This window comes from Halomonas sp. hl-4, from assembly GCF_900215475.1.
GTDB lineage: Bacteria > Pseudomonadota > Gammaproteobacteria > Pseudomonadales > Halomonadaceae > Vreelandella.
Genome location: NZ_LT907845.1, coordinates 160,027 through 183,029 on the forward strand (window position 1 = coordinate 160,027; position 23,003 = coordinate 183,029).

18 protein-coding genes and 1 pseudogene are annotated in these 23,003 nt (G+C 57.2%); 10 read left to right on the forward strand and 9 right to left on the reverse strand.

Going from position 1 to position 23,003, the window contains the following annotated elements; all coding sequences use genetic code 11:
* The first annotated feature begins 43 nt into the window (after positions 1–43).
* From coxB to CPH17_RS20460, 6 genes and pseudogenes are all read left to right on the forward strand, one after another.
* Positions 44–1,018, forward strand: coding sequence for a cytochrome c oxidase subunit II (coxB, locus tag CPH17_RS00895; protein WP_231898056.1), 975 nt, complete (start codon positions 44–46; stop codon positions 1,016–1,018).
* A complete protein-coding gene (gene ctaD, locus CPH17_RS00900) occupies positions 1,015–3,555 on the forward strand; it encodes a cytochrome c oxidase subunit I (protein ID WP_096297855.1) in 2,541 nt (846 codons plus the stop codon). Before coxB ends, ctaD begins: the two co-directional genes overlap by 4 nt.
* Before the next feature lie 5 nt (positions 3,556–3,560).
* On the forward strand, positions 3,561–3,917 hold the full coding sequence (locus CPH17_RS00905) for a hypothetical protein (protein WP_096297857.1): 357 nt from the start codon (positions 3,561–3,563) through the stop codon (positions 3,915–3,917).
* The gene (locus CPH17_RS00910; protein WP_172898681.1) at positions 3,908–6,106 is read left to right on the forward strand and encodes a heavy metal translocating P-type ATPase; all 2,199 of its coding nucleotides are present in this window, start codon (positions 3,908–3,910) and stop codon (positions 6,104–6,106) included. Before CPH17_RS00905 ends, CPH17_RS00910 begins: the two co-directional genes overlap by 10 nt.
* Positions 6,107–6,287: 181 nt before the next feature.
* Positions 6,288–6,635 (forward strand): hypothetical protein, encoded by a 348-nt coding sequence (locus CPH17_RS00915; protein ID WP_096297859.1) that lies wholly within the window; start codon positions 6,288–6,290, stop codon positions 6,633–6,635.
* Positions 6,636–6,722: 87 nt separating this feature from the next.
* Positions 6,723–6,827, forward strand: a pseudogene (locus CPH17_RS20460) (IS30 family transposase); the annotation flags it as partial.
* 77 nt (positions 6,828–6,904) lie between these two features.
* Here the strand turns inward: CPH17_RS20460 and CPH17_RS00925 are convergent.
* Both CPH17_RS00925 and CPH17_RS00930 read right to left on the reverse strand, forming a co-directional pair.
* The gene (locus CPH17_RS00925; RefSeq protein WP_096297861.1) at positions 6,905–7,204 is read right to left on the reverse strand and encodes a winged helix-turn-helix domain-containing protein; all 300 of its coding nucleotides are present in this window, start codon (positions 7,202–7,204) and stop codon (positions 6,905–6,907) included.
* A gap of 39 nt (positions 7,205–7,243) precedes the next feature.
* Positions 7,244–8,326 carry a PA0069 family radical SAM protein gene (locus CPH17_RS00930; RefSeq protein WP_096297863.1) on the reverse strand — a complete coding sequence of 361 codons (1,083 nt, stop codon included), beginning with the start codon at positions 8,324–8,326 and terminating at the stop codon, positions 7,244–7,246.
* A 171-nt stretch (positions 8,327–8,497) separates the two neighbouring features.
* On the opposite strand from CPH17_RS00930, the gene CPH17_RS00935 reads away from it, so the two are divergent.
* Entirely contained in the window at positions 8,498–9,229 is a 732-nt protein-coding gene (locus CPH17_RS00935; protein WP_074396006.1) for an SDR family oxidoreductase, read from the forward strand.
* 68 nt (positions 9,230–9,297) lie between these two features.
* Entirely contained in the window at positions 9,298–9,843 is a 546-nt protein-coding gene (locus tag CPH17_RS00940; protein ID WP_074396007.1) for a DinB family protein, read from the forward strand.
* A gap of 134 nt (positions 9,844–9,977) precedes the next feature.
* On the opposite strand, the gene pgi is transcribed toward CPH17_RS00940, so the two are convergent.
* The 4 genes from pgi to ptsP form a co-directional block, all read right to left on the reverse strand.
* Positions 9,978–11,645 carry a glucose-6-phosphate isomerase gene (gene pgi / locus CPH17_RS00945; RefSeq protein ID WP_074396008.1) on the reverse strand — a complete coding sequence of 556 codons (1,668 nt, stop codon included), beginning with the start codon at positions 11,643–11,645 and terminating at the stop codon, positions 9,978–9,980.
* 168 nt (positions 11,646–11,813) lie between these two features.
* A complete protein-coding gene (locus CPH17_RS00950) occupies positions 11,814–13,556 on the reverse strand; it encodes a PTS fructose-like transporter subunit IIB (RefSeq protein ID WP_074396009.1) in 1,743 nt (580 codons plus the stop codon).
* Positions 13,553–14,524 (reverse strand): 1-phosphofructokinase, encoded by a 972-nt coding sequence (gene pfkB / locus CPH17_RS00955; RefSeq protein WP_074396010.1) that lies wholly within the window; start codon positions 14,522–14,524, stop codon positions 13,553–13,555. Before pfkB ends, CPH17_RS00950 begins: the two co-directional genes overlap by 4 nt.
* Entirely contained in the window at positions 14,524–17,397 is a 2,874-nt protein-coding gene (gene ptsP, locus CPH17_RS00960) for a phosphoenolpyruvate--protein phosphotransferase (protein ID WP_074396011.1), read from the reverse strand. The genes pfkB and ptsP overlap by 1 nt, the downstream gene beginning before the upstream one ends.
* A gap of 180 nt (positions 17,398–17,577) precedes the next feature.
* Between ptsP and cra the strand changes: the two genes are divergently transcribed.
* Positions 17,578–18,579, forward strand: a complete 1,002-nt coding sequence (gene cra, locus CPH17_RS00965; RefSeq protein ID WP_074396012.1) for a catabolite repressor/activator — start codon at positions 17,578–17,580, stop codon at positions 18,577–18,579.
* 22 nt (positions 18,580–18,601) lie between these two features.
* Here the strand turns inward: cra and CPH17_RS00970 are convergent, their stop codons facing one another.
* Together CPH17_RS00970 and pyk are read right to left on the reverse strand one after the other, a co-directional pair.
* Positions 18,602–19,078, reverse strand: a complete 477-nt coding sequence (locus CPH17_RS00970) for a methylglyoxal synthase (RefSeq protein WP_074396013.1) — start codon at positions 19,076–19,078, stop codon at positions 18,602–18,604.
* 45 nt (positions 19,079–19,123) lie between these two features.
* On the reverse strand, positions 19,124–20,590 hold the full coding sequence (gene pyk / locus CPH17_RS00975; protein WP_074396014.1) for a pyruvate kinase: 1,467 nt from the start codon (positions 20,588–20,590) through the stop codon (positions 19,124–19,126).
* A 266-nt stretch (positions 20,591–20,856) separates the two neighbouring features.
* On the opposite strand from pyk, the gene gap reads away from it, so the two are divergent.
* Positions 20,857–21,864: a type I glyceraldehyde-3-phosphate dehydrogenase gene (gap, locus tag CPH17_RS00980; protein ID WP_074396015.1), complete on the forward strand. Its 1,008-nt coding sequence runs from the start codon at positions 20,857–20,859 to the stop codon at positions 21,862–21,864.
* A gap of 9 nt (positions 21,865–21,873) precedes the next feature.
* Here gap and CPH17_RS00985 read toward each other — a convergent pair whose 3' ends face one another.
* Positions 21,874–22,923, reverse strand: coding sequence for a LacI family DNA-binding transcriptional regulator (locus tag CPH17_RS00985; RefSeq protein ID WP_231898057.1), 1,050 nt, complete (start codon positions 22,921–22,923; stop codon positions 21,874–21,876).
* Positions 22,924–23,003 lie beyond the last annotated feature (80 nt).

Here is a 23,003-nt window from a genome sequence, read left to right on the forward strand (position 1 = left end):
CCCGCAGCGGGTCAACCGGCTTACCACACCGTTAGCAGCATTGATGGGGATGCTGTTGGTCGGTTGCGCTGGCGATAACTCTATTCTAGACCCTGCAGGCCAGGCAGCGCGAGATGTGGCGCTGGTCTGGTGGGTGATGCTGGGTTTTGGCACCGCTGTATTGATCACGGTCACCAGCTTTTGGCTTTATGCTTTCAAACGCAAAGAGACAATACGCACGCCTGCTCAGGAGCGCCGTATAGCGCGATGCTGGATCATTGGCGGCGGGATTATACTGCCGGTAGCCAGTATTACCGCGCTGTTAACCTTTGGGGTCCCAACTGGGCAGCGAATGTTAACGCAGCCATTGAGCGATCCACCGGAAGTGATTGAGGTGATGGGTCATCAATGGTGGTGGGAGGTGCGCTATCCCGGGGCGGAAGGAGGCGAGGTGGTGACCTCTAACCAACTGATCATGCCAGCGGGTGAGCCAGTTGATTTTCACGTCACCGGTGCCGATGTGATACACGCCTTCTGGGTTCCACGGCTGGGCGGCAAAATCGATATGATCCCTGGGCGCGTTAATAAAATCCGCTTGCAAGCAGATGAACCAGCGGTATTTGGTGCTCAGTGCGCCGAGCTTTGTGGCGTAGGCCACGCTCACATGCATCTTCATGTAGAAGCCGTTGAACGCGAAGAATACGAAGCGTGGTTGGCGGCTCGTCAAACGGATGAATTGACATCGTTAGCGGCAAATGGCCAATCGCATGAATCTGCCAGGGAGGCTTTTACGACCCATTGCGCCAGCTGCCACCGGGTGGCGGGGCTCTCAAACGCTGGAGAAGGGCCTGATCTTTCTGACCTGGGCAGTCGAACTAACTTGGGGGCTGGCGTTATGCCCATGGAAGAAGGCGCGGTGGCCCACTGGCTACAGCATCATCAACGCCTAAAGCCGGGAAATAAAATGCCACCTCAGGATGATATTGAAACGGACACCTTGGAAAACCTGGGTGATTGGCTGGAGACGCTAACCCCATGACGCCTATCAACCGAGACGTTACTCCGCCAGGGGATGTACCTGAAGACCCGCAGGGCTTGCACAATGATTTGCATGAAATATGGGGCAATCCGCGTGGTTTGAAAGCGCTGACTATCGTCAACCACACCACCCTCGGCCTGCGGTTTATGGTTACCGGAATGGTGTTCTTTTTGTTCGGTGGCATGTTGGCCATGCTAGTGCGCGCTCAGTTGTCGCTACCTGGCCAGGGTTTCATGACGCCGGATATTTATAACCAAGTTACCACCATGCATGGCACGGTGATGATGTTCCTGTTTGCTATCCCGGTACTTGAAGGGTTAGCGATTTATATGATCCCTAAGATGATCGGTGCACGTGACCTGGTTTGTCCACGGCTAACCTCACTCGGCTACTGGTGCTATTTGTTTGGCGGCATCATTGTAACGTTTAGTTTGGTGCTGGAAATGGCGCCTGATAGCGGCTGGTTTATGTATACGCCACTGAGTAGCAGTGAGTATTCACCTGGTTTGGGCTCAGATTTCTGGCTATTAGGCATCACCTTTGTAGAAATCTCGGCGCTTTCTGCGGGGGTCGAGCTTGTGGTTTCGATTCTACGCACGCGGACCCAAGGAATGGCGTTGCATAAAATGCCGCTATTTGCGTGGTACATCCTCGCCATGGCGCTGATGATTGTCGTCGGTTTTCCACCCTTGATCCTTGGCAGTATTCTTTTAGAGCTTGAGCGTGCAGTAGGAATGCCGTTTTTCGATGTCGCCGGGGGGGGTGACCCGATTCTTTGGCAGCACCTTTTTTGGCTATTTGGTCACCCTGAGGTTTACATTATTTTCCTACCTGCGGCGGGTATTGTCTCCACGCTAATTCCGGTCTTTGCCGGTCGTCCTATTGTCGGCTACGGCTGGGTGGTCTTTGCCATTCTCGTCACCGGCTTTATTAGTTTTGGGCTGTGGGTTCACCACATGTTCACGGTAGGCATCCCTCAGTTGGCTCAAGCGTTCTTTTCTGCAGCCAGTATGTTGGTCGCAGTACCCACAGCGATTCAGGTGTTTGTGTGGTTGGCTACGCTGTGGCTGGGTAAGCCCAAAATGAAGCTGCCGATGCTTTGGATTGTAGGGTTCCTGGTGATTTTTGTTTGCGGTGGTTTAACCGGCGTGATGCTGGCGCTAGTACCGTTTAACTGGCAGGTACACGATACCCACTTTGTGGTGGCGCACATGCACTACGTTTTGGTCGGGGGGATGTTCTTTCCGCTGATTGCTGGCCTGTACTACTGGCTACCCCTGTTTTCTGGTCGCATGCCGTCTGAAGCACTCGGCAAATGGGGGTTTTGGCTCACTTTTATCGGTTTTAATACCACCTTTTTGATTATGCACTGGACCGGCCTAAAGGGCATGCCGCGCCGGGTTTATGCTTATGATACGGGTATGGGTTGGGATGTTTTCAATCTTATATCGTCAGTGGGTGGCTTCATTTTGTCTGTCGGTATTGCCATGGTGCTGTTGGATATTGCGCTGCACTTCCGTTTTGGCAAACCTGCAAAACATAACCCATGGAATGCCGATACCTTGGAGTGGGCCAATACTATGCCGCCGAGCGCCTATAACTTTGTCAGCCTGCCCAACGTCGATACGCGCCATCCGCTATGGGATGATCCTGATTTGCCACGCACTATGATGGAGGGTAAGCATGGGTTGGCAGTGGCTAGCCATGGCCGGCGCGAAATGTGGGGTAGCGACCCTCTGACGGGTAAGGTGCGAGAAACCGTCCACCTGCCAGGTAATTCTTGGTGGCCCTTATTCGCTGCGATGGCGCTGGCCGTGGTGTGTTTAAGCTTGCTGACAAAGTTCTATCCATTGGCGGGTTTCGCGGTGGTGGTGGCCGGGGTATTTCTGCTGCGTTGGTCGTGGGAGAACGGGGCGCACCCTAAAGCGGCGCCAGATGCGAAGGTTAACCGTGGTGACCCACCGCTACATTCGCGCACCATGGACGGCCCAGGGCTGTGGGCCATGTCGGTGACGTTGCTCGCTAATGGCTCGTTCTTCCTTGCCTATCTATTTGGCTGGTTTTACCTGTGGACGGTATCACCTGAATGGCGAATGCCTGAGTCATCGCCGCTCTCATTGGTGTGGTTAATCGTTGCCGGATTGGCGCTGACTGTTGGTGCTGGGTTACTGGAAAAGCATGTACGTGGTTTACGTCAGCAGCGCGATGTAGGGCTGGCAGTCGGTATGTATTGCATTAGCGCCCTGGGAGCTTTGCAGGTAACGCTCACGCTATGGGTACTGCTAGCGGCAGATCTCGCGGTTACTGAGACCACCCACGATGCGGTGGTAATGGTGGGGCTGGTTTATGTGTTGCTGCACGGTGGCTTGGGTGCCGTTCTTACGCTGCTTCAGGGGTTACGTGTGGGGTATGGTTATGTAGGGGCTCATGTTCCTTTCGAGCCTATGGTGGTCGCGCAGTGGTGGCGTTATAACGTGGTGACCTTCTGGGTCATCGTGGGCGCGCTTGCCGTGTTGCCACGTGTGATAGGGGGCTAAGCCCGATGACAACCACGATGAAGCGTCTGCATTTAACCCATCCGATACATTTCATTATCGGCTTAACGCTATGGAGCGCTTGGTTTGTGACTGTTTACGGGGGGCATGCGGTGGCCTGCGCTGCCATGCCTCCTGACCCAGAGCAGGGCGTTTTTACGTTAGTTAACGCTATGCTGCTGGTCGTTAGTTTGATGGCAGTTGGTTTCTTGGCGGTACTCGCCTTGGGGTGCTGCCGCATCGCCCAGCACCATCAGGGGCGCTTGCGCTTTAATGCTGTGGTTTCCGCCGGGCTCTATCTTTTCTCTGCCTTGGGCGTTGTTTTTACGGCGATGCCGATTGTAGGTATACCGCCATGCTTGTGAGTGGTGCGGCTCAAGAGGACGAACATCTCTATACCCTTCAAGGTATGTGGTGCACCAGTTGTGCTCAGGCGGTAGAAGGCTTCCTCAAACAGCTTGACGGTGTACACGACGTTAGCGTGCATTACCCAAGCGCCACGCTTTGCATTATCGGCACGCCTGCCGCGACCCAGCTTTCAGCACTCGCCCCACAAGTAAAACGCTTAGGCTACCGCCTCAAATCTCTGGAGCCGGTGGTGGATGCGCACGTGCGATTGGAACAGGAGAGCCGCCATCTTACCCTCAGGCTCATGGTCGGCTCGCTGTTTGGCATGTGGACCATGCTCGCCTCAGTGTTGATTTATGCCGGTGCCTTGCCTAGTGAGCGAGTTGAAGTGGTGGTGGCATGGATAGCGGGGGCCTTTTCACTGCCCGTTGTGTTGTTTGCCGGCGTGCCTTTTTATCGCGCGGGGTGGCGTACGGTGCTCGCCAAACGTCCCGGCATGGATGTGCTCGTCAGCCTTGGCGTGTTTAGCGCAGTGATCGTCTCGATATGGCTTTTATGGCGCGGCTCTGTTGAGGTGTATTTCGATACGGCGGTGATGCTGGTCGTGCTTCTATTAACCGGGCGGCTGGTGGAAACCCTTTGTCGGCACCGGGGACTAAAAGCGTTGGATGCGCTGGCACTGCCCGACGTGAACATAAGGGTTTGGCAAGATGAAACCTGGAAATCGCTACCCGTTGGTGACGTGTCCACGGAAATGCGTATTGAACTATCGCCGGGCGAGCTAGTAGCACTGGATGGCACCCTTGAAACATCAGGTTGGATAGATACGGCTTCGCTCACCGGTGAAAGTTTGCCGCGCCACTTCAGTGCAGGGCAAACGGTATACGCTGGCTGCCGCTACCTTGGCACAACCCCTATTGTGATGCGGGTAAGTGCTCGAGTGGGCAAGCGCCGATTGGATCGACTGGGTGACGAGATGCGGCGCTATCAAGCGAGAAAAGGCGAACTACAGAAGCTCGCCGACCGCTTTGCTGCCTGGCTAAGCCCGCTAGCGCTGTTGCTCGCAATGCTTACGCTGCCTGGAGCGCTTTTACTGGGGTTGGGCTGGGAAGAGGCGTTCGCGCGGGCACTTTCGGTGTTGGTCGTGGCATGCCCCTGCGCGGTCGGTCTTGCGGTGCCGCTAGCAAGCCTTGCGGGTAGTGGCCAAGCCATGCAGCAAGGCATCGCGCTGCGTGACCCCGTGGCGCTTGAAACCTTGGCGCGGATTCGCTCGGTAGCATTGGATAAAACCGGTACATTGACGACCGGCAGCCATGCGGTGCTGCACTGGCAGGCACGAGATGACGTTGATGAGCTTACCTTGAAGAAGAAGCTTAGCGCCGCGGTGAGTGGAAGCGAACACCCATTGGCACAGGCGTTAGCGCGCTGGTCAGACAGCCAACGTGGACAGTACGATCAACAGACTATTGAAGTAAAAGAGTCACCTGGTGAAGGGCGGCATGTGCAACTCAGTAGCGGTAAGTGGTTAACGGTAGGCAGTGCTCGGTGGTTTGCCAGCCAACACATAAAGCTTCCTGCCCAAGCAGAAACCGCCACTATGGCTTTTGCTTCCCAAGTGATGATAGCCGATGAGGCGGGCTGGTTAGCGACGTTTTATTTAACCGACCAACCTGTGCAAGATGCTGAACCTAGCGTGAAACGCCTGCTAGCGTCAGGCTATGTGGTGGCCATGATCAGCGGCGATCGGCAGGGCGCGGTTAGTTGGCTAGGTCAACAGGTAGGGCTTACGCGTGAAACTTGCTACGCGCAGTGCTCGCCTGAAGCCAAAGCGCGATTATTGCAGGGGTTGCCATCACCAACGCTGTATGTGGGTGACGGCTTAAACGATACCTTGAGCTTGGCCGCGGCAGATGTCGGTATTGCACCACTCAGCGCCAGCGAGGCAGCCCGAGAGGGAGCTTCTGCTCAGCTAATGACCACAGGTATTGGTGGCGTAGCGAAGCTGCTAAGTATTGCCAAACGCACGCGGCGGATCATGGTTCAGAATCTGTTCTTTTCAGCGTTCTATAATACGCTGGCGCTGGGTCTAGTGTTGATTATGGCCATACCACCGTTGGTGGCGGTACTCGCCATGGCGGCAAGTTCGCTAAGCGTTACGCTCAATGCCGCGCGGCTGGCATGGGCCGAGCCGGAGGAAATTAGCTAAACGAAATAATCAAGTGCTTACTTTAGTTGTCGTTTTTGAATAGACCATTGATATTTATTGTTTTTTTAATGCTTAAAAATTATTTTAAATAACTGTGTGTATTTTGACTTTCTTATATTGCATGATCTAATATTGCAAGCGATTGCTAACTAAAACTACTTAAAAAGTGAAAGAGTAGCGCATGAGCGACGATAACCATAGTCAGAAAGAAAGCGACCTAAATTATTCGGTCGAAAGGAAATCGGGAGTAATATGGAATTGCTTTCTTGGTATCATTCTACCGGTATTGCCGCATCTGCTTATCATTTTATGGCTTTATAACGATTCTTCTCGTTCAGGATCCTGGGCGGGAATGTTGATTTTCCCCTTTATACTTATTGGACTGATGCCAACGTTGGTGATCAACATTATCTGGACGGCTGCCACTTTTGAAAAAAAGCATTCGGAAGGCATGATTTTTCTTAGAGGTATTCTTGTCTCCATGTTAGTTCCATTTTTGCTGTCGCCATTTCTGTTCGGGTTAGGCTGAGAAATTGACGAGTACTTGTAGCATCATGAGAAAAAGGACGGTCTCAATGACAAAGTGTAACACCTGACCCATCAGGTATCGTGTTCCTTGCCACATTGCTACCGCCGCTTCACTGCTGAAGACCGAGCCGCCACGATGATGATGCGAACCAGCCACCTGATCCGGGCTATTGCCACGCACTTGGGGCGAGCGAATTGGTCATAAGTAAGGTAGGGCTACACAATAGATTTAAACGGCTTTTTAAATCGACCTTATTGCGGATAGCTGATTTATAAATAGCCGAGTAATTGCTTAAGCCGTTCGGCGTGGCTAGCCACCCATTGAGGGTCAATCGCGCCCCAGTTTTGAATGCGATAGCGGCCAATGTTGTGTCGCTCGCCTTTGTCTTTCTCGAAAACGCACTCTATGTCGAGCTCGGCAAGCGAGGTGATGGTGTCTTGCGCGGTGCGACGAGGCATGCCGGTGGCCTCTATCAGGGCCGGCACGCTGGCAACCCCCTGGTCAATCAAATATGCCACGTAAAGACGGCGGTAAAAACTCGATTTTGTTTTGCTCAGCGGCGCGGACATTTTGCATCCTTCTACACAGTGAAAATATTGCCCGCCAGTCTAAATGAATAAATCCCCCTGCGCGCGCGGTGGGCGAAAGTCGCGGGTGTTCAAGCCCTGCTCGGTGCGTGACTGCATGTTCCACTGGCGGCTGGCGCGATTAAACCGCTGGCCAATCATCTCGGCAAACACTCCTTCTCCGCGAAAGCGCTTACCAAAGCGCGCGTCGTAATCTTTCCCACCCCGGCACTGACGAATCAAGCTCATGACCTTTGCCGCCCGCTCGGGGTAGTGGGCTTCCAGCCACGCTTCGAACAACGGGGCGACTTCATGGGGCAGGCGCAACAGCATCCAGGAGGCGGTGCGAGCTCCCGCTCGGCTTGCGGCTTCCAAAATACGCTCGATTTCATGGTCGGTGAGCCCTGGAATAATCGGCGAGACCAGCGTGCCCACGGGAACACCCGCGGTATTTAGCTCGCGGATCACCTTTAAGCGCGCCTGGGGCGACGCCGTACGCGGCTCCAGCGTGCGTTTTAGATTGGCATCCAGGCTGGTAAGGCTGACAAACACCCGCACCAACCGATGCTCAGCCATTTCTGATAGAAGCTCTAAGTCACGCAGTATCAAGCTGCTCTTGGTCACAATGGTGACCGGGTGTCGGCATTCTAGTAACAGCTCAAGCAAGCGGCGGGTGGTTTGGTGTTTAGCCTCTAACGGCTGATAGCAATCGGTATTGCCCGAGAGATTAATCGGCCGACAGACATAGTTCGGATGGCACAGTTCTTCGGATAATCGCTCCACCAAGCCGCTGCGGGCAATCAGTTTGGTTTCAAAATCCAGCCCTGGTGATAAATCCCAATAGGCATGAGAAGGGCGCGCGTAGCAATAAACACAGCCATGTTCACAGCCGCGATACGGATTCAGCGAGCGGTCAAACGGTAAATCCGGTGAGTTATTCCAGGACAGCGCGCTTTTGCTCACTTCCTCGCGCACTTCGGTGGCGATAGTCGTCGATGATTCCTCCCGCCACCAGCCGTCGTCTTCCACAACGCTGTGGGTGGGCGCAAAACGGTTATGCGGGTCATACGTCGCCCCGCGCCCTTTATAGGGAGATAGCTGGGAAGGGTGGCCAAGAGATGCCATGGGTTCACCTCTTTAATATGGTTTTATATACAGTAGTGGTGAAATAAACAGAAATCAATAGTAAGTAAATTACGTAATCTGGTAGCAGGCTAAAAGGACGCTACCCAAAGAACTATGGTGGGTTTAATGTGCTAGGTGGGTTTGTGACCAAAGAGTCAGCGAGGAGGCGCTATGTCAAAAGTAGTCATTGTGACAGGAGGAAGCCGGGGTATTGGGGCCGCAACGTCAATGTTGCTTGGTGCCCAAGGCTATGCGGTGTGTGTTAACTATCTTGCTAACAGAGAACGAGCGGATAGCGTGGTGGATTCTGTTGTCCGTGATGGTGGCCAAGCCTTTGCCTGTCAAGCGGATGTCAGCAAAGAGGCTGACGTCATCCGTCTGTTTGATGCAGCAGAAGAGCGCTTTGGCAGTGTCACTCACTTGGTCAACAATGCAGGCATACTGTTTACTCAATCCAAGCTGGCGGATATCGACCTTGCGCGCTTTAACCAAGTGCTGAATAGCAACGTGGTCAGCTGTTTTCTGTGTTCGAGAGAAGCCGTGAGACGTTTTCAACAGGGTAGTGCAATCGTCAATGTCTCGTCGCTTGCCTCGCAAACAGGCTCGCCCTTTGAATATGTTGACTACGCTGCATCGAAAGGTGCCATGGACACCCTAACAAAGGGGTTGTCTCGCGAAGTTGCTGGCTCTGGGATTCGGGTTAACGCCGTTCGTCCCGGTTTTATCTACACTGATATGCATGCCGATGGTGGAGAACCAGGGCGGGTTGACCGTTTAGCTCCCCAGATTCCTATGCAGCGTGGCGGTAGCGCCGAAGAAGTGGCTAATACCATCGCTTGGTTGCTCTCGGACGAAGCCTCTTATGTCACGGGATCATTTATTGATGTGGCAGGCGGGCGGTAATGCTGTTCTTCGCCCATATTCAAACGTTCTAAATGGATGCTGCTTTTGATAAGGAAAGGTCTTAACTCATGACACTTCAACAACACTTCGAGCAGTTAGCCACTTATAACCAGTGGATGAACGCTAAACTCTATGATGCCGCCGGTACGCTGAGCGACTCTGAACTGACGGAAGAGCGTGGCGCGTTCTTCGGCTCGATTTTTGGCACACTAAACCACATCGCGGTAGCCGACACGATTTGGCTCAAGCGGTTTGCAACACACGCCTCCTCTTCCGAAAGAACGCTTGAGGTAATGGGGGCACTACCTACGCCAGCTCGTCTTGATCAGACTCTCTTTGATGGCTTGGAGGGGTTGAAAGCGCATCGCCAATGGCTCGATACCGTGATTATTAACTGGGTAGCGGCGCTGACAGACGACGAGTTGAGTACCACGCTGAGTTATCACAACACAAAAGGAGTGGCATCAAAACGGCGCTACTCAAGCCTGGTCGTTCACTTCTTCAATCACCAAACCCATCACCGCGGGCAGACAACAACGCTGCTCTCCCAAGCCGGTGTGGATGTTGGCGTCACCGATCTGCTGGCGTTGATTCCGGAGGAGGTGGAAATATGATGCTTAACCACCTTTTTAACTTTCTAGTTCGTTGATGTTATGTAGCTGACCGTATATAGGGGCTAGGGGCAGGAATAAACGCCTTGGTTTTCTCAAGCCAAGGCGTTCGTTTTTCTCCCGTTTACCAGACTAGCCTAGCGCTTCTTCTTGGCAGGTTTCTTATCGGCAGCGGCTTGGACGCTCTCCTTCTCGTCGCTGCCGCCATCGGGGAAGTGGGCACGTACCAGTTCCAGCAGGCCCTGGGTGGAGGCGTCGAAATCGGCGGCGTTGGTGTCAATGCGCTCGCTGATTTCGCCGGCGATACGCTTGCCAAGCTGCACGCCCCATTGATCGAAGGAGTTGATGTTCCAGATCACCCCTTGCACGAACACTTTGTGCTCGTATAGCGCGATCAACGCTCCCAGGTTTTTCGGCGTTAGCTCATCCAGCAGTAGGGTGCTGGAAGGGCGATTGCCGGGGCAACTGTAGGGGTCGTGCTGGCTGAGTTCTTTACTATCGCCCTGACTACCTTCCATAAAGGCGTTGGCCTGGGCGAGCATGTTGGTCAGCAGAGCGAAATGATGGTCTTCCACGCCCGGCTCGGGCTTGAGCGAGGCGATAAAGTCGATGGGCACATAGCGGGTGCCCTGGTGCAGTAGCTGGAAGAAGGCGTGCTGACCGTTGGAGCCGGTTTGGCCCCACACAATCGGGCCGGTTTTGTAGTTCACCGGGTGGCCGAAGATATCCACCGACTTGCCGTTGGATTCCATATCCAACTGCTGCAGGAATGAGGGTAACTGGTGCAGGGCCTGGTCGTAAGGCACCACCGCCTGGGTTTCAGCGCCGATGAAATTGATGTACCAGATGCCGATCAGCGCCATCAGCACCGGCATGTTCTCTGAGAAGGGCGCTTCAATGAAGTGATTGTCCATCTCATGCGCGCCTTCCAGCAGCTCGATAAACCCTTCAAAGCCGATGGAAAGGGCGATGGGCAGGCCGATCGACGACCACATGGAGTAGCGCCCGCCGACCCAGGCCCAGAATTCGAATACGTTCTCTTCGCGGATGCCGAACTCCATCGCCGCCTTGCGGTTGGTAGAGGCGGCGATAAAGTGCGCGCCTACGTCGGCATCGTCACCGGCGTTTTCCAGGAACCAGCGCCGCGCCGTTTTGGCGTTGAGCAGCGTTTCCTGAGTAGAGAAGGTTTTGGTTGAGACGATAAACAGCGTGGTGGCCGGGTCGAGCCGGGATAGCACCTTTTGGATATGGGTGCCATCCACGTTGGAAACAAAGTGGAAGTGCAACTCCGGGTGGCGGTATTTGAGCAGCGCGCGAACCGCCATATTGGGGCCAAGATCGGAGCCGCCAATGCCGATGTTGACCACGTCTTTGATGCGTTTGCCGCTGTAGCCTTTCCACTCGCCGCTGCGCACCGCCTCGGAAAACAGCTTGATCTGCTCGCGGGTGCGGGTGATTTCCGGCATGACGTCCTTGCCGTCGACAAACACCGGTTCGTCGCCCAGGTGGCGCAGTGCGGTGTGCAAGACCGGACGGTCTTCGGTGACGTTGATGATATCGCCGGAGAACATCTGCGCGCGCCGCTGTACAAGCGCGGAGTGGTCGGCTAACTCAATCAGCTTGGCCAGCACTTCATCGGAGACATGATGCTTGGAGTAGTCGAGGAAAAGACCGCCCACCCGCAGGCTCATTTTGTCAAAGCGCTGCGGGTCATTGGTGAAATAGTCACGAATGCGGTCGTTAGCGGTTTTGTCGCGCAGGCGTTCAAGTGCCTGCCACGTCACACTGCGGGTTAGCTGGAACATAGAGAGGTCCGTTGTTGTAGGTCGGCGAGTTGCCTTGAGGTTATGTATGTAAAAATACTACATAAAACCCACGCTGTGGCAACCTTACGCGGATAAAAGCATGGCACAAGGTAATAAAACCAATAATACGCCAATGAAAAGGCGGGCAATGGCCCGCCTGACATCCGCTTAGCTGGCAACCGCCACCTGTGCGGCGCCGCGTTTTATCATGGCGTAGCCCAGTCCGGTAATCAGCGAGCCGATCACAATGGCACCCAGGTAGAGAATAACCGGCGTGATGGCGTTGGGAATCAGCAGGACAAAAATGCCGCCATGCGGTGCCATCAGTTTAGCGCCTACCAGCATGGAAAGCGCACCGGTAACCGCACCGCCCAGAATACAGGCGGGAATCACGCGTAGTGGGTCTTTGGCTGCAAACGGAATTGCCCCCTCGCTGATAAAGCACATGCCCAGCACAAATGACGCCTTGCCCGCTTCTCGCTCGGGCGCCGAGAACTTGTGGCGTGCCACGAAGCTGGCAATCCCCATGCCGATAGCAGGCACCATGCCCGCGGCCATAATCGCGGCCATAGGGCCGTAAGTCTCGGATGCCAGCAGGCCTACGCCAAAGGTATAGGCGGCTTTATTGACCGGGCCACCCAGGTCGAAACACATCATCGCGCCTAGCAGAACGCCCAGCAGCACGGCGTTGGTGGAACCCATGGTCTCGAGAAAGCTGGTCAGCGCGTTGAGGATGCCTGCAACAGGTTCGCCGACGATATAGATCATCACCAGGCCGGTGACCAAGCTGGCGATTAGCGGAATAATCAGAATCGGCTTAAGCGATTCGATACTCGAAGGTAGCTTGACGTAGCGAATAACGGCCAAGGCTACGTAACCTGCTAAAAAGCCCGCCAGAATGCCGCCGATAAAGCCGGAACCAATGCTAGAGGCCAACATGCCGCCAATCATCCCCGGCGCGATACCGGGGCGGTCGGCAATCGAGTAAGCGATATAACCTGCGAGCACAGGAATCATCAACGCGAAGGCGGTGCCACCACCAATTTCCATTAGCGCAGCAGGCAGCGAGCCTTCCTCCTCGGCGGCGTTAATGCCAAATACAAACGATAGCGCGATCAATAAGCCACCAGCCACGACCATCGGTAGCATAAACGAGACGCCGGTTAGTAGGTGCTTGTAAACGCCTTTTTCCTTGGCACTTTTGCCTTCACCGCCAGTGCTGGGCTGGTTGCTGTCTTCAACGCTTGCGTAGGTAAGGGCGGCTTCCAGGGTCGGACGCGGTTTTTTCAGTGCATTACCGGTAGACGTGCGATAAATGCGTTTGCCCGCAAAGCGGCTGGGATCAACGTCGATATCGCAGGCGAGTACCACCACATCGGCGTCGGCAATTTCCTGTTCGGTCAGTTGGTCCTGCGCGCCGACGGAGCCCTGGGTTTCCACGCGAATGGCGTGGCCCATGGCCTTGCCCGCTTCGGCCAGCGCTTCGGCAGCCATAAAAGTATGCGCAACGCCCGTCGGGCAGGCCGTCACGGCAACAATCTTTTGGCCTCCAGTGGCCGCTGGCACAGCGGTGCTGGCAGTGGGCCCACTAGCGGGCGTCTGATAAAGCGGCGCATCACGTTTTGCCGTGGTCAAGAAGGTGCTGGGATCGGCGAGCGCCTCGGCAATCGGCGCTCGATACAGGCGCTTACCTTCAAAACGCTCGGGCGCGGGAACATGCTCGGCTGCGACGACAATCAAGTCGGCGTTGGCAATCTGCTCGGCGGTGGCGGCTTCTAGCGGCGCGAGTTCGCCGTGCATTTCCACGTGAACATGCCAGCCCATTCGCTCGGCTGCCTGTTCCAGCCGCTTGGCCGCGAGGAAGGTGGTCGCCATGCCGCTGGGGCAGGCGGTAATCAGGATCAGGTTCATAGCGTAGCTCCCTCGGTGATGGTGTCGTCAAGACGCCGTACCCGGGTCTGTTGTTGGAGTGAATCGAAGTCTGGGGCTTGGGGATTGCCCACGCCCACATGGCGAACGGCCTCGGCTGACAACGCCGTGGCGAAACGAAGGGTGTGCTCGGGGTCGTGGCCGCTAAGCAGGCCGTGGAGCATGGCCGCGACGAAGGTGTCACCGGCGCACACGGTGTTGACAGCAGTGACGGTCGGCGGGGTTGAATGCCAACTGCCCTGGGCGTTAACCCACAGCACGCCATCGACACCTGCAGAGACCAGCGCGTGTTCCACGCCGCTTTGATGTAGGCGGCGCGCCGCCTGGGTGAGCGCGGGACTTGTGTCAAGCGCTGCGCCTGCCCACTCGGCAAGTTCAAGCTCATTGGGTTTGACGGCAGTGGGCTTTGCCTCAATAGCGGCGTTAAGCGCCTCGCCGCTGGTATCCACCCACAGCGGCACGCCGCTGGCCTTCAGGTGTTGGAGGAGGGTGCGAAAGTCATCCAGATTGAGCCCCGGCGGTAAGCTGCCGGCCACCACAACCGCGTGTGGCGGCGTGGTGCTGTGTAGTTGCGTATCCAGCCGCACCGTTAAGCGCTCTAGATCGTCTTGAGTGACCGGCATGCCCGGGCCGTTGATGTCAGTGACGCGGCCGCTGTGTTCGGCCAGCTTGGCATTGATGCGCGTTTCACCCGCTACGCGCACAAAATCGTCACGCAGCGCGGAATGCTGAAAGGCCAGCGCGAAAGGTGCGTCATTATCGGCGCCGAGAAAGCCGCTGACGGTGACCTCGTGGCCTAACCTCGCCAGTACCCGTGCGACGTTGACGCCTTTACCCGCGGCTTCAAGCTGTGCGTGATGGGGGCGGTTTACCGCGCCTAAAGTGAGCTGGTCAAGGCTGAATGCCAGGTCCAGCGCCGGATTGAGGGTAATACATAGCACGCGGGCCATCAGTAAGCCTCCAGCGCGTCGCGCACGTCATCGCTGGTGGCTTGAGCCAGGGCCAACTGAGCGCGGGCTTGGGCATCCGCCAGGTCAAACTCGCGCAGTCGCGCCTTGACCAGCGGGATCTGCCGGGCGCTGACGGAAAGCTCGTCTACGCCCAGGCCGACCAGCACCGGTACTGCCATGGCGTCGGAGGCCAGCTCGCCACATACGCCCACCCATTTTCCCTGGGCGTGGGCCGCATCGACGGTCATCTGAATCAAGCGCAGCACTGCGGGATGTAGGCCGTCAGCCTGGGCGGATAGCTCCGGGTGGCCGCGGTCGATGGCCAGGGTGTACTGGGTTAAATCGTTGGTGCCCACCGAGAAAAAGTCCACTTCGGCGGCAAGCGACGGAGCCAGCAGGGCACTGGAAGGCACTTCGATCATCACGCCGAGCTGCACGTCGGTGGCGCGCTGAGACGGCGAAATTTCACTCAGTAGCCGGTCATAAATCGCCTTGGCGGCGCGGAATTCGGCGATGTCTTTGACCATCGGTAGCATGATACGCAGTGGCTGATGGGCACTGGCCATCAGCAAGGCGCGTAGCTGCGTTTCCAGCACTTGTGGCTGGGTCAGCGCCAGGCGGATGCCGCGCAGGCCGAGGAAGGGGTTGTCTTCCTGAGGCACCGGCCAGTAGGGCAACGGTTTGTCGCCACCGACATCCAGCGTGCGCGCCACCAGCGGGCGGCCATCCAGCGCATCCACTGCTTGGCGGTACTCGGCAATTTGGGTCGCCAGATCCGGCGCGCTGGCGTGCGCCATAAACAGAAACTCGGTGCGCAGCAGGCCAACGCCCTCGGCGCCGCGCTCAACGGCATCTTCGGCGTGGGCGGTGTTGCCCAGGTTGGCCGCCACTTCAACCCGATGACCATCGCGGGTCTGGGCGGTTGCAAAGCGGCTTTCCCAGGCGTCGGCCTCACGTTGCTGCTGGTCAAGCAACTGCTGCTCGGCGCGTTGCAGGCGGTCTTCCGAAGGTTGGTAGGTGACCCGGCCGCGTTCGCCGTCAAGAATCAGCATGCCGCCGTCAGGTAGGGCCATGACCGCTTCACCGGCACCCACCACCGCCGGGATGCCCAGCGCACGGGCCAAAATTGCGCTATGTGCGGTGGCGCCGCCACGAACGGTAAGCAGGCCGTGTACCCGAGTAGTGTCCAGCCGCGCGACGTCGGATGGGCCGATATCGTCCATCACCAAAATATACGGATGGTCGGGAGGCGTCGGCAGTTTGACATCGCAAAGCACGCCCAGCACCCGGCGACCAACGTCGCGCAAGTCGGCGGCGCGTTCGGCCAGTAGCCGGTCGGCGAGCATTTCCTGGGCGTGGGCGGCCGTGTCGATAGCTTCCCACCAGCCGGCTTCCGCAGACGCCCCGTCGCGGATGGCGTCGATGGCAGCCTGGAGTAGCTCCGGGTCGTCGAGCATTTCTTCGTGCATGGAAAGAATATCGGCGACTTCACCGCCCGGTGCATTATGTACCAGCGCTTCCAACTGGGCGGCGCCTTCTTTCAGCGCCTCGCGCAAGCGAGCAACTTCTCGTTCAGGGTCATCGGCGTGCTGCGGGTACTTAAAGATCGGCGGGCGAATGACAAATACCGGGGCAATGGCTAGCCCTGGAGAGGCGGCCACGCCGGTATGCGGCGTATCATTGGCCAATGGCTCAACGGTTGCTTTGGCAGTGCTGTTGGCCGCTGAGATGCTCTCACGCCCGCCGTCAAACGGGGCAACCTTTTCGCCCAGGCCAGACTCAACGGCCTCGCTGACGGCGGCGAGTGCCTGGCTTGCCTGCTCGCCCTCGGCGGAAAATATCAGCCATTGGCCGCGCCGTGCGCCCAAACCAATCACCTTGGTCAGGCTGGCGGCAGAAACCGGCGTGGCGCTGCCTTCCTCAAGGCGGACGTTGATCGGAATACCCTGAGCACGGGCGATTTGTACCAGCTGCTTGACCGGGCGGGCGTGCAGGCCGTGAGGGTTCAATACCCGAGCGCGTTGGGTTTGCGTGCTGGCGGTTTCACCCGCCAAGGTGGCCAGCCACTGCGCGCTGGTGTTGTTCACCAGGCTCTCGCTTTCGTTTCGTGCCAGCAGCGGCAGCAATTGTTCAAGCAGCGGGAGGTGGTTCTCGCCGCTGGCCGCCAGGCAGAACAAGGCGTGAACGGGGTGGTCGCGATGTTTGAGCGATGCATCAGACGGTGTGGCGACGCCAAGAGCGGGCTGGACGACACCGTGAGGGTGACTTGCCAGCCACAGGCCGTTACCCAGCCAGGTGGGTTCAGCAGACGCAATAGCGGTTATGAAGGCATTATCCACGCAGCCGCTTTGGCGCAGTCGCGCGGCGGCGGCCAGGGTTAATTCCTGGAGGTCTTTGGCGGGGAAGCTAACGCACAGCGTGTCGTTATCCAGGCGAGGCATCACGGCCGGCTTAGAGAGCAAGCGGGCAACGTCGGCGGCGGATGCCGCCGTTGCCAACTGTTCAGCAACGCCTTCGCGGTCGAGCACATGGGTCAGTTGGCGTAAAATGTCGAGGTGTTCGTCGTTTTGCGCGGCAATGGTGACCAGCACATGCACCTGCTGGCCATCGTGCCATTTCACACCGTCAGGAAACTGTAAAACACGAACCCCGGTTTGCTTGACGTGCTGGCGGCTTTCCGGCGTGCCGTGGGGAATAGCAATAGCATTGCCCAAAAACGTCGATGATTGCGCTTCCCGGGCGTGGAGGCCGTCGCGGTAGCCGGGCTCGACGAAGCCTGCCTTCACCAGCGCGTCGGCAGCGCCGTCCAGTGCCGCTTGCCAGTCGTCTGCGTGGCAGTCGAGCAAGATGTCATCAGAGCCAAGCGTCAGCATAGGTGTCTCCTGTAGAACGATGGTCGTAGCGCACCGAAGTGAGCTGGATGAATCGTGTCATCTCTGTATAGTTGCTATGCTGAATCGATTCACTTTAGGACACAAGGGCTCTGCGCCTAGACTTTGGTCTGATAGGTGTCTGCTGGCTGTTAAACTGGCGTTAATCAGAGGGGGAATTGCATGACACTTGCCGATATTGCCCGGCTTGCCGGAGTATCACGCACCACCGCCAGCTATGTGATTAATGGCCAGGCTGAAAAACGCCGCATAAGCGAAGCAACCATTGAAAAAGTCATGGCGGTAGTTCGCCAGCACCGTTATCACATCGACCCCCAGGCTGCCGCGCTGCGCCGGGGTGCGAGCCGGTTGCTTGGGCTGATCGTCCCTGACCTGGAAAACATCAGCTACGCCCGGCTCGCCAAACGCATAGAGCGGGGCGCTCGTGAGCGCGGCTATCAGCTGCTCATCGTGAGTTCCGACGATTGCCCGGAGAGCGAGCGGGGCTTGGCGCTGGCGCTGCGCGCCCAGCGCTGTGAAGTGCTTATCACGGCGAGTTGCTTAGCAAGCGACGACCCTTTTTACGCGGATTTGGTAAAAGAAGGCTGGCGTGTGGTGGGGATGGACCGGGGGCTGGACCCTGCGCTCTTCGCCAGCGTGGTCAGCAACGATCGACAAGCGGCGTTAACGTTGACCCAGTCGGTGATTCATCCCGCTACTCAGCGGGTGGCTTGGCTCGAGGCGATGCCCGATTTGTCTATCAGCCGTGAGCGTCGGGCCGGGTTTCAGCAAGCGCTTGCGGGCACGTCGATCACGCCGCTGTATTTGAGTGGTACGCATTACGAACGCAGCGAAGGCGCGCGGTTGGCAGTCAAGTTGCTGGATGAAGAAGGTGGGGCGGATGCGATGGTAACGGCGTCCTATACGCTGTTGGAAGGCGTGTTTGACGTGTTTCTGGAGCGTGGAGGCCTACCCGATGGCTTGAGGCTGGCAACGTTCGGCGACCACCGTCTGCTGGACTTTTTACCTCAGCCGATCAATTCGGCTCTGCAGGATTATGACCGCATCGCCGAATTAACCTTGCGCTGTGCCTTGGCTGCCACGGAGGGTGAGTACGTATGTGGTCAACAGGAAGTCGCACGGCATTTGCGCACCCGCCATGCCGGTGCGCAAATGATTGTTTAACGCCACGTTCGAGCCAGGCAAATTAAACGGTGCGTGCTTCGGCCCAGGCGTTGGCGTCGGGAATCGACATCTCGTAGCGTTCGCCAAGGTAGGGCGAGGAAAGCACAAAGTCGGCGCTGGCTGCATTGCACGCTACCGGTACGTTCCATAGTGCGGCGAGGCGCAGTAGCGCTTTGACATCTGGGTCGTGGGGCTGGGGGGCAAACGGGTCCCAGAAAAAAATCAACACGTCGAGTGCCTGCTCGGCGATACGCGCGCCAATTTGCTGGTCGCCGCCAAGCGGGCCGCTCATCAAGCCTTCCACCGGCAGCCCCAGCTCGCTGCGCAAGCGATTCGCTGTGGTGCCGGTGCCAAGCAGTTCGTGCTGGCTCAACGTGTCCTTCCAGCGCGTCGCCCACTCGAGCATTTCGGTTTTCTTGCCATCGTGGGCGATTAACGCAATTCGCTTGCGGGCCTGAAGCGTACGAAGTGCCTGACGAGGTGGTCGCGCATCATTCATGGCATGGCTCTCCAAGGCATGGTCATTATCACGGCATGAGGGTGTTTACTCGGCCGCAACGGCTAACACCTTCATGGTATTGGTACCGCCATGGGCGTTCATGTGGTCGCCCCGGGTGAGAATGACATGCTCGCCGGGCTCCGCCAAGCCGTGGGCCTTTAGCAGCTTCAGCGCCTCGCCGTTGACCTCTTCTGCCTGCATATGGGTGGTATCAAATGGAATTGACACTACGCCCCGATACAGTGCCATACGGCGTTGCGCGATAGGGCTATGGGCTAGGCCGACAATGGGTAGTTTGGAGCGAATCCGCGAAGCAATCAGCGGGGTGTAGCCCGTAGCGGTCATGCAGGCAATCACGCTTACACCCTCAAGATGGTTGGCCGCGTACATCGCAGATAGCGCGATGGTTTCATCAACGCGCTCAAAGCCTTCGTGGATGCGATGTCCCGATTCCTGTGCAATGCGTTCCCGCTCAGCACCCAGGCACACGCGATTCATGGCTTCAATGGTTTCGACCGGATAATCCCCCGCGGCGGTTTCGGCTGAGAGCATCACCGCATCGGTAGCATCCAGCACCGCATTGGCTACATCAAATACCTCGGCGCGGGTGGGTAGCGGCGACTCGATCATCGATTCCATCATCTGGGTGGCGGTAATCACCGCGCGATTCAGCGTGCGGGCGTGCTTGATGATACGTTTTTGGGTGCCAATCAGCGCTTCGTCGCCAATCTCAACGCCCAGGTCGCCGCGGGCTACCATGACTGCTTCCGAGGCCTGGATGATGCCATCCAGGGTCGCGTCGTCGGCCACGGCTTCCGCGCGCTCGAGTTTGGCGACCAGGCCGATCTCTTTGCCAGCATCGCCCAGCAGTGTACGTGCCTCTTGCATGTCGGCAGCGCTACGCGGGAAGGAAACCGCCAGGTAGTCCACGCCGATGTCCACGGCGGTGATCAGGTCGGCCTTGTCCTTTTCGGTCAGCGCTGGGGCTGATAGGCCGCCGCCTTGCTTGTTGATGCCTTTGTTGTTGGACAGCTTGCCACCCACGTGAACCCGGGTATGTACCTCCTGGTCTACCACTTGGGTGACATCCAGCACCACGCGGCCATCGTCGAGCAGTAAGCGGTCGTCGACGGTGACGTCGTCAATCAACGATTTATAGTCACAGCCGACCCGTTCCTGGTTGCCTTGGTTGGCATCCATCGCCATGTCGAGGATAAACGGCTGGCCTTGAGTGAGATGGATAGCCCCATCCTGGAAGCGCGAAATGCGAATCTTGGGTCCCTGGAGGTCACCCAATGCCGCGACGCTGCGGCCCAGTCGCTGAGCGATCTCGCGTACGTCTTGTAGGCGGCGTCGATGGTCATCGGCAGCGCCATGGGAAAAATTCAGCCGAACGACGTCGACGCCCGCTTTAAGCATTGCCTCCAGCACGCCGGGGCGGTCGCTGGCGGGGCCTAACGTGGCCACAATCTTAGTGCGGCGTAAAGGGAGCGAGAGGGTCTGGCTCGTCATTGCACATTCTCCTGGGTCGGCCATGGTTATTGTTAGCGCCTCGTTGGGCGTTGAAATTGCGGGCAATTAAGTTGTGGACTACGATAGCGTTTATATAGTAATTTTACTACATATTGCTTGATTGACAGCCTTTTTGAAGACTTAAAACACGCCATTAGTCCCAATAAGACGCTTAAGTACGTATTTTTAGTAATTTTATTGATGCGGGCGTAGATGTTTTGCAAACGTTCGCTACCAACAGTTCTCTGCAAAGGTGAGGTGCTTCCATGACAATAAGAGTAGCTATTAACGGCTTTGGTCGCATTGGCCGCAACGTACTTCGCGCCCTGTACGAAAACGGTTACCGCGATCGCCTGCAGGTAGTGGCGATTAACGACCTTGGCGACCCATCGCTGAACTCCCATCTGCTTCGCCATGACACCGTTCACGGCCACTTTCCGTTTGCGGTAGAGCATGATGCCGAGAGTATTAAAGTCGACGGTGACCGCATTGCCATCTCTTCGGAGCGCGATCCTTCCCGGCTGCCCTGGGCGTCGATGAACATCGACATTGTGATGGAGTGCACCGGCCTGTTCACTAAGCGCGAAGCGGCAGCCCAGCATATTGCGGCGGGCGCAAAGCGGGTGCTGATTTCAGCGCCTAGCCCGGATGCCGATGCGACGATTGTGTATGGTGTTAACGACGATGTGCTGACCGCTGAACATACCGTGGTGTCCAATGCCTCCTGCACCACCAACTGCCTGGCGCCGGTGGCAAAAGCATTGAACGATGCAGTGGGTATTGAAAACGGTCTGATGACCACTGTGCATGCTTACACCAACGACCAGAATTTGTCGGATGTTTACCACTCCGACCCCTACCGGGCGCGCAGTGCAACGCACTCGATGATTCCAACCAAAACCGGTGCGGCGGCTGCGGTTGGGCTGGTGCTCCCCGAGTTGGCCGGTAAGTTTGACGGGCTGGCGGTGCGGGTCCCGGTCATCAACGTCTCGCTGGTGGATCTAACGTTTAACGCTGGGCGCGATACCACCAAGGAAGAGATCAACGAGATCGTCGAGAAAGCCGCTGCCAACTCACCGATATTGGCAGTTAATGCCCAGCCCTTGGTGTCCATCGATTTTAACCACGATGCTCACTCGTCCACCTTCGATGCCAATCACACCCGTGTTAATGGCCGCCTGGTGAAAGTTATGGCCTGGTATGACAACGAGTGGGGTTTCTCCAACCGTATGCTGGATACTGCCGAGGCGATGCAGGCAGCGTCCGCCAAGTAATACCCTCCCTCAAGGGCAGGTATCGCCGAGCAGCAGCTCTGTTTTCAGCAGCTGCTGCTCGGCGGGCAGCAGGCCAAGAATCATCTGCGCGGCTACCCGGCCTTTGCCCACGCTATCCTGGCGAACAGTGGTTAATCGAGGGGCACGGTATTGGCCCTCTGCAATGCCGTCAAAGCCGGTAATTCGCAAATCCTCAGGCACGCGTATGCCGCGCTGTTCAGCAAGTGTCACGGCGGTCAGGGCTATACGGTCCGACATGCAAAGCAGCAAGTCTGGTCGCAGGTGTTCGGGTTGGTCGAATAGTTCTACCAATACCGGGCGACACACGTCGAACGTATTCTCCTCAATGTTCCATAGCGGCACCTGCTGTGTGTCGACGCCGTGCTCGCTGAGTGCGGCATGGAAACCTTCCAGACGGGCGCGGCTGATCGTGCTGGTATTGGGCAGTAGGGTGTGCTCGGGCGTAACGCGCCCGTTGCAGGGTTCTTTGGTCAAGCGCAGGTTAATAATCGCTGGGCGCTTTGGCAGCTGCTTCAGGGCATGGCAGGCGATGTGATAGCTGGCCTCGGTATCGTCGATATGGACGGTGGGGCAGCCCTCAATGTCAAAATCCACCGAGACGAGCGGGCGCTGGGCAGGCAGCCGCTGCAATAGCTGATTGTTGGGCATCAAGCCATAGACGATAAAGCCGTCGGCGATGTTGGCCGAGCCCGCCGGTTGAGAATCATGCCCGCGTCCTGGCAGCAGCAACAATGTATGACCATGAGCGTCGAGTACTTCGGCGACGCCGGACAGAAATTCGCTGGCCACTGCATCATTCAGACTGTAGGTGAGGCTTTCCGCCAACACCACGGCGACAATCCGTGAGCGCCCGGTGCGCAGGCTGCGCGCTTTGGCATCCGGGCCGCTGTAGCCCAAGCGTGAGGCTTCGCTTAAGATGCGCTCGCGAAGCGTAGGCGACAGTTGATCTGGCCGGTTGAAGGCGTTGGAAATGGTGGCAGTCGAGACGCCGAGTTCACGGGCAAGGTCCTTGAGCGTCATTCGGCGTGATAATGTCACGGTGATTCCTATGCAGGCTAATTATTTGGCTCTCTCGCAAGAATACCGACCCTCGCGGGACCCCGACAAGTCCTTAAAGC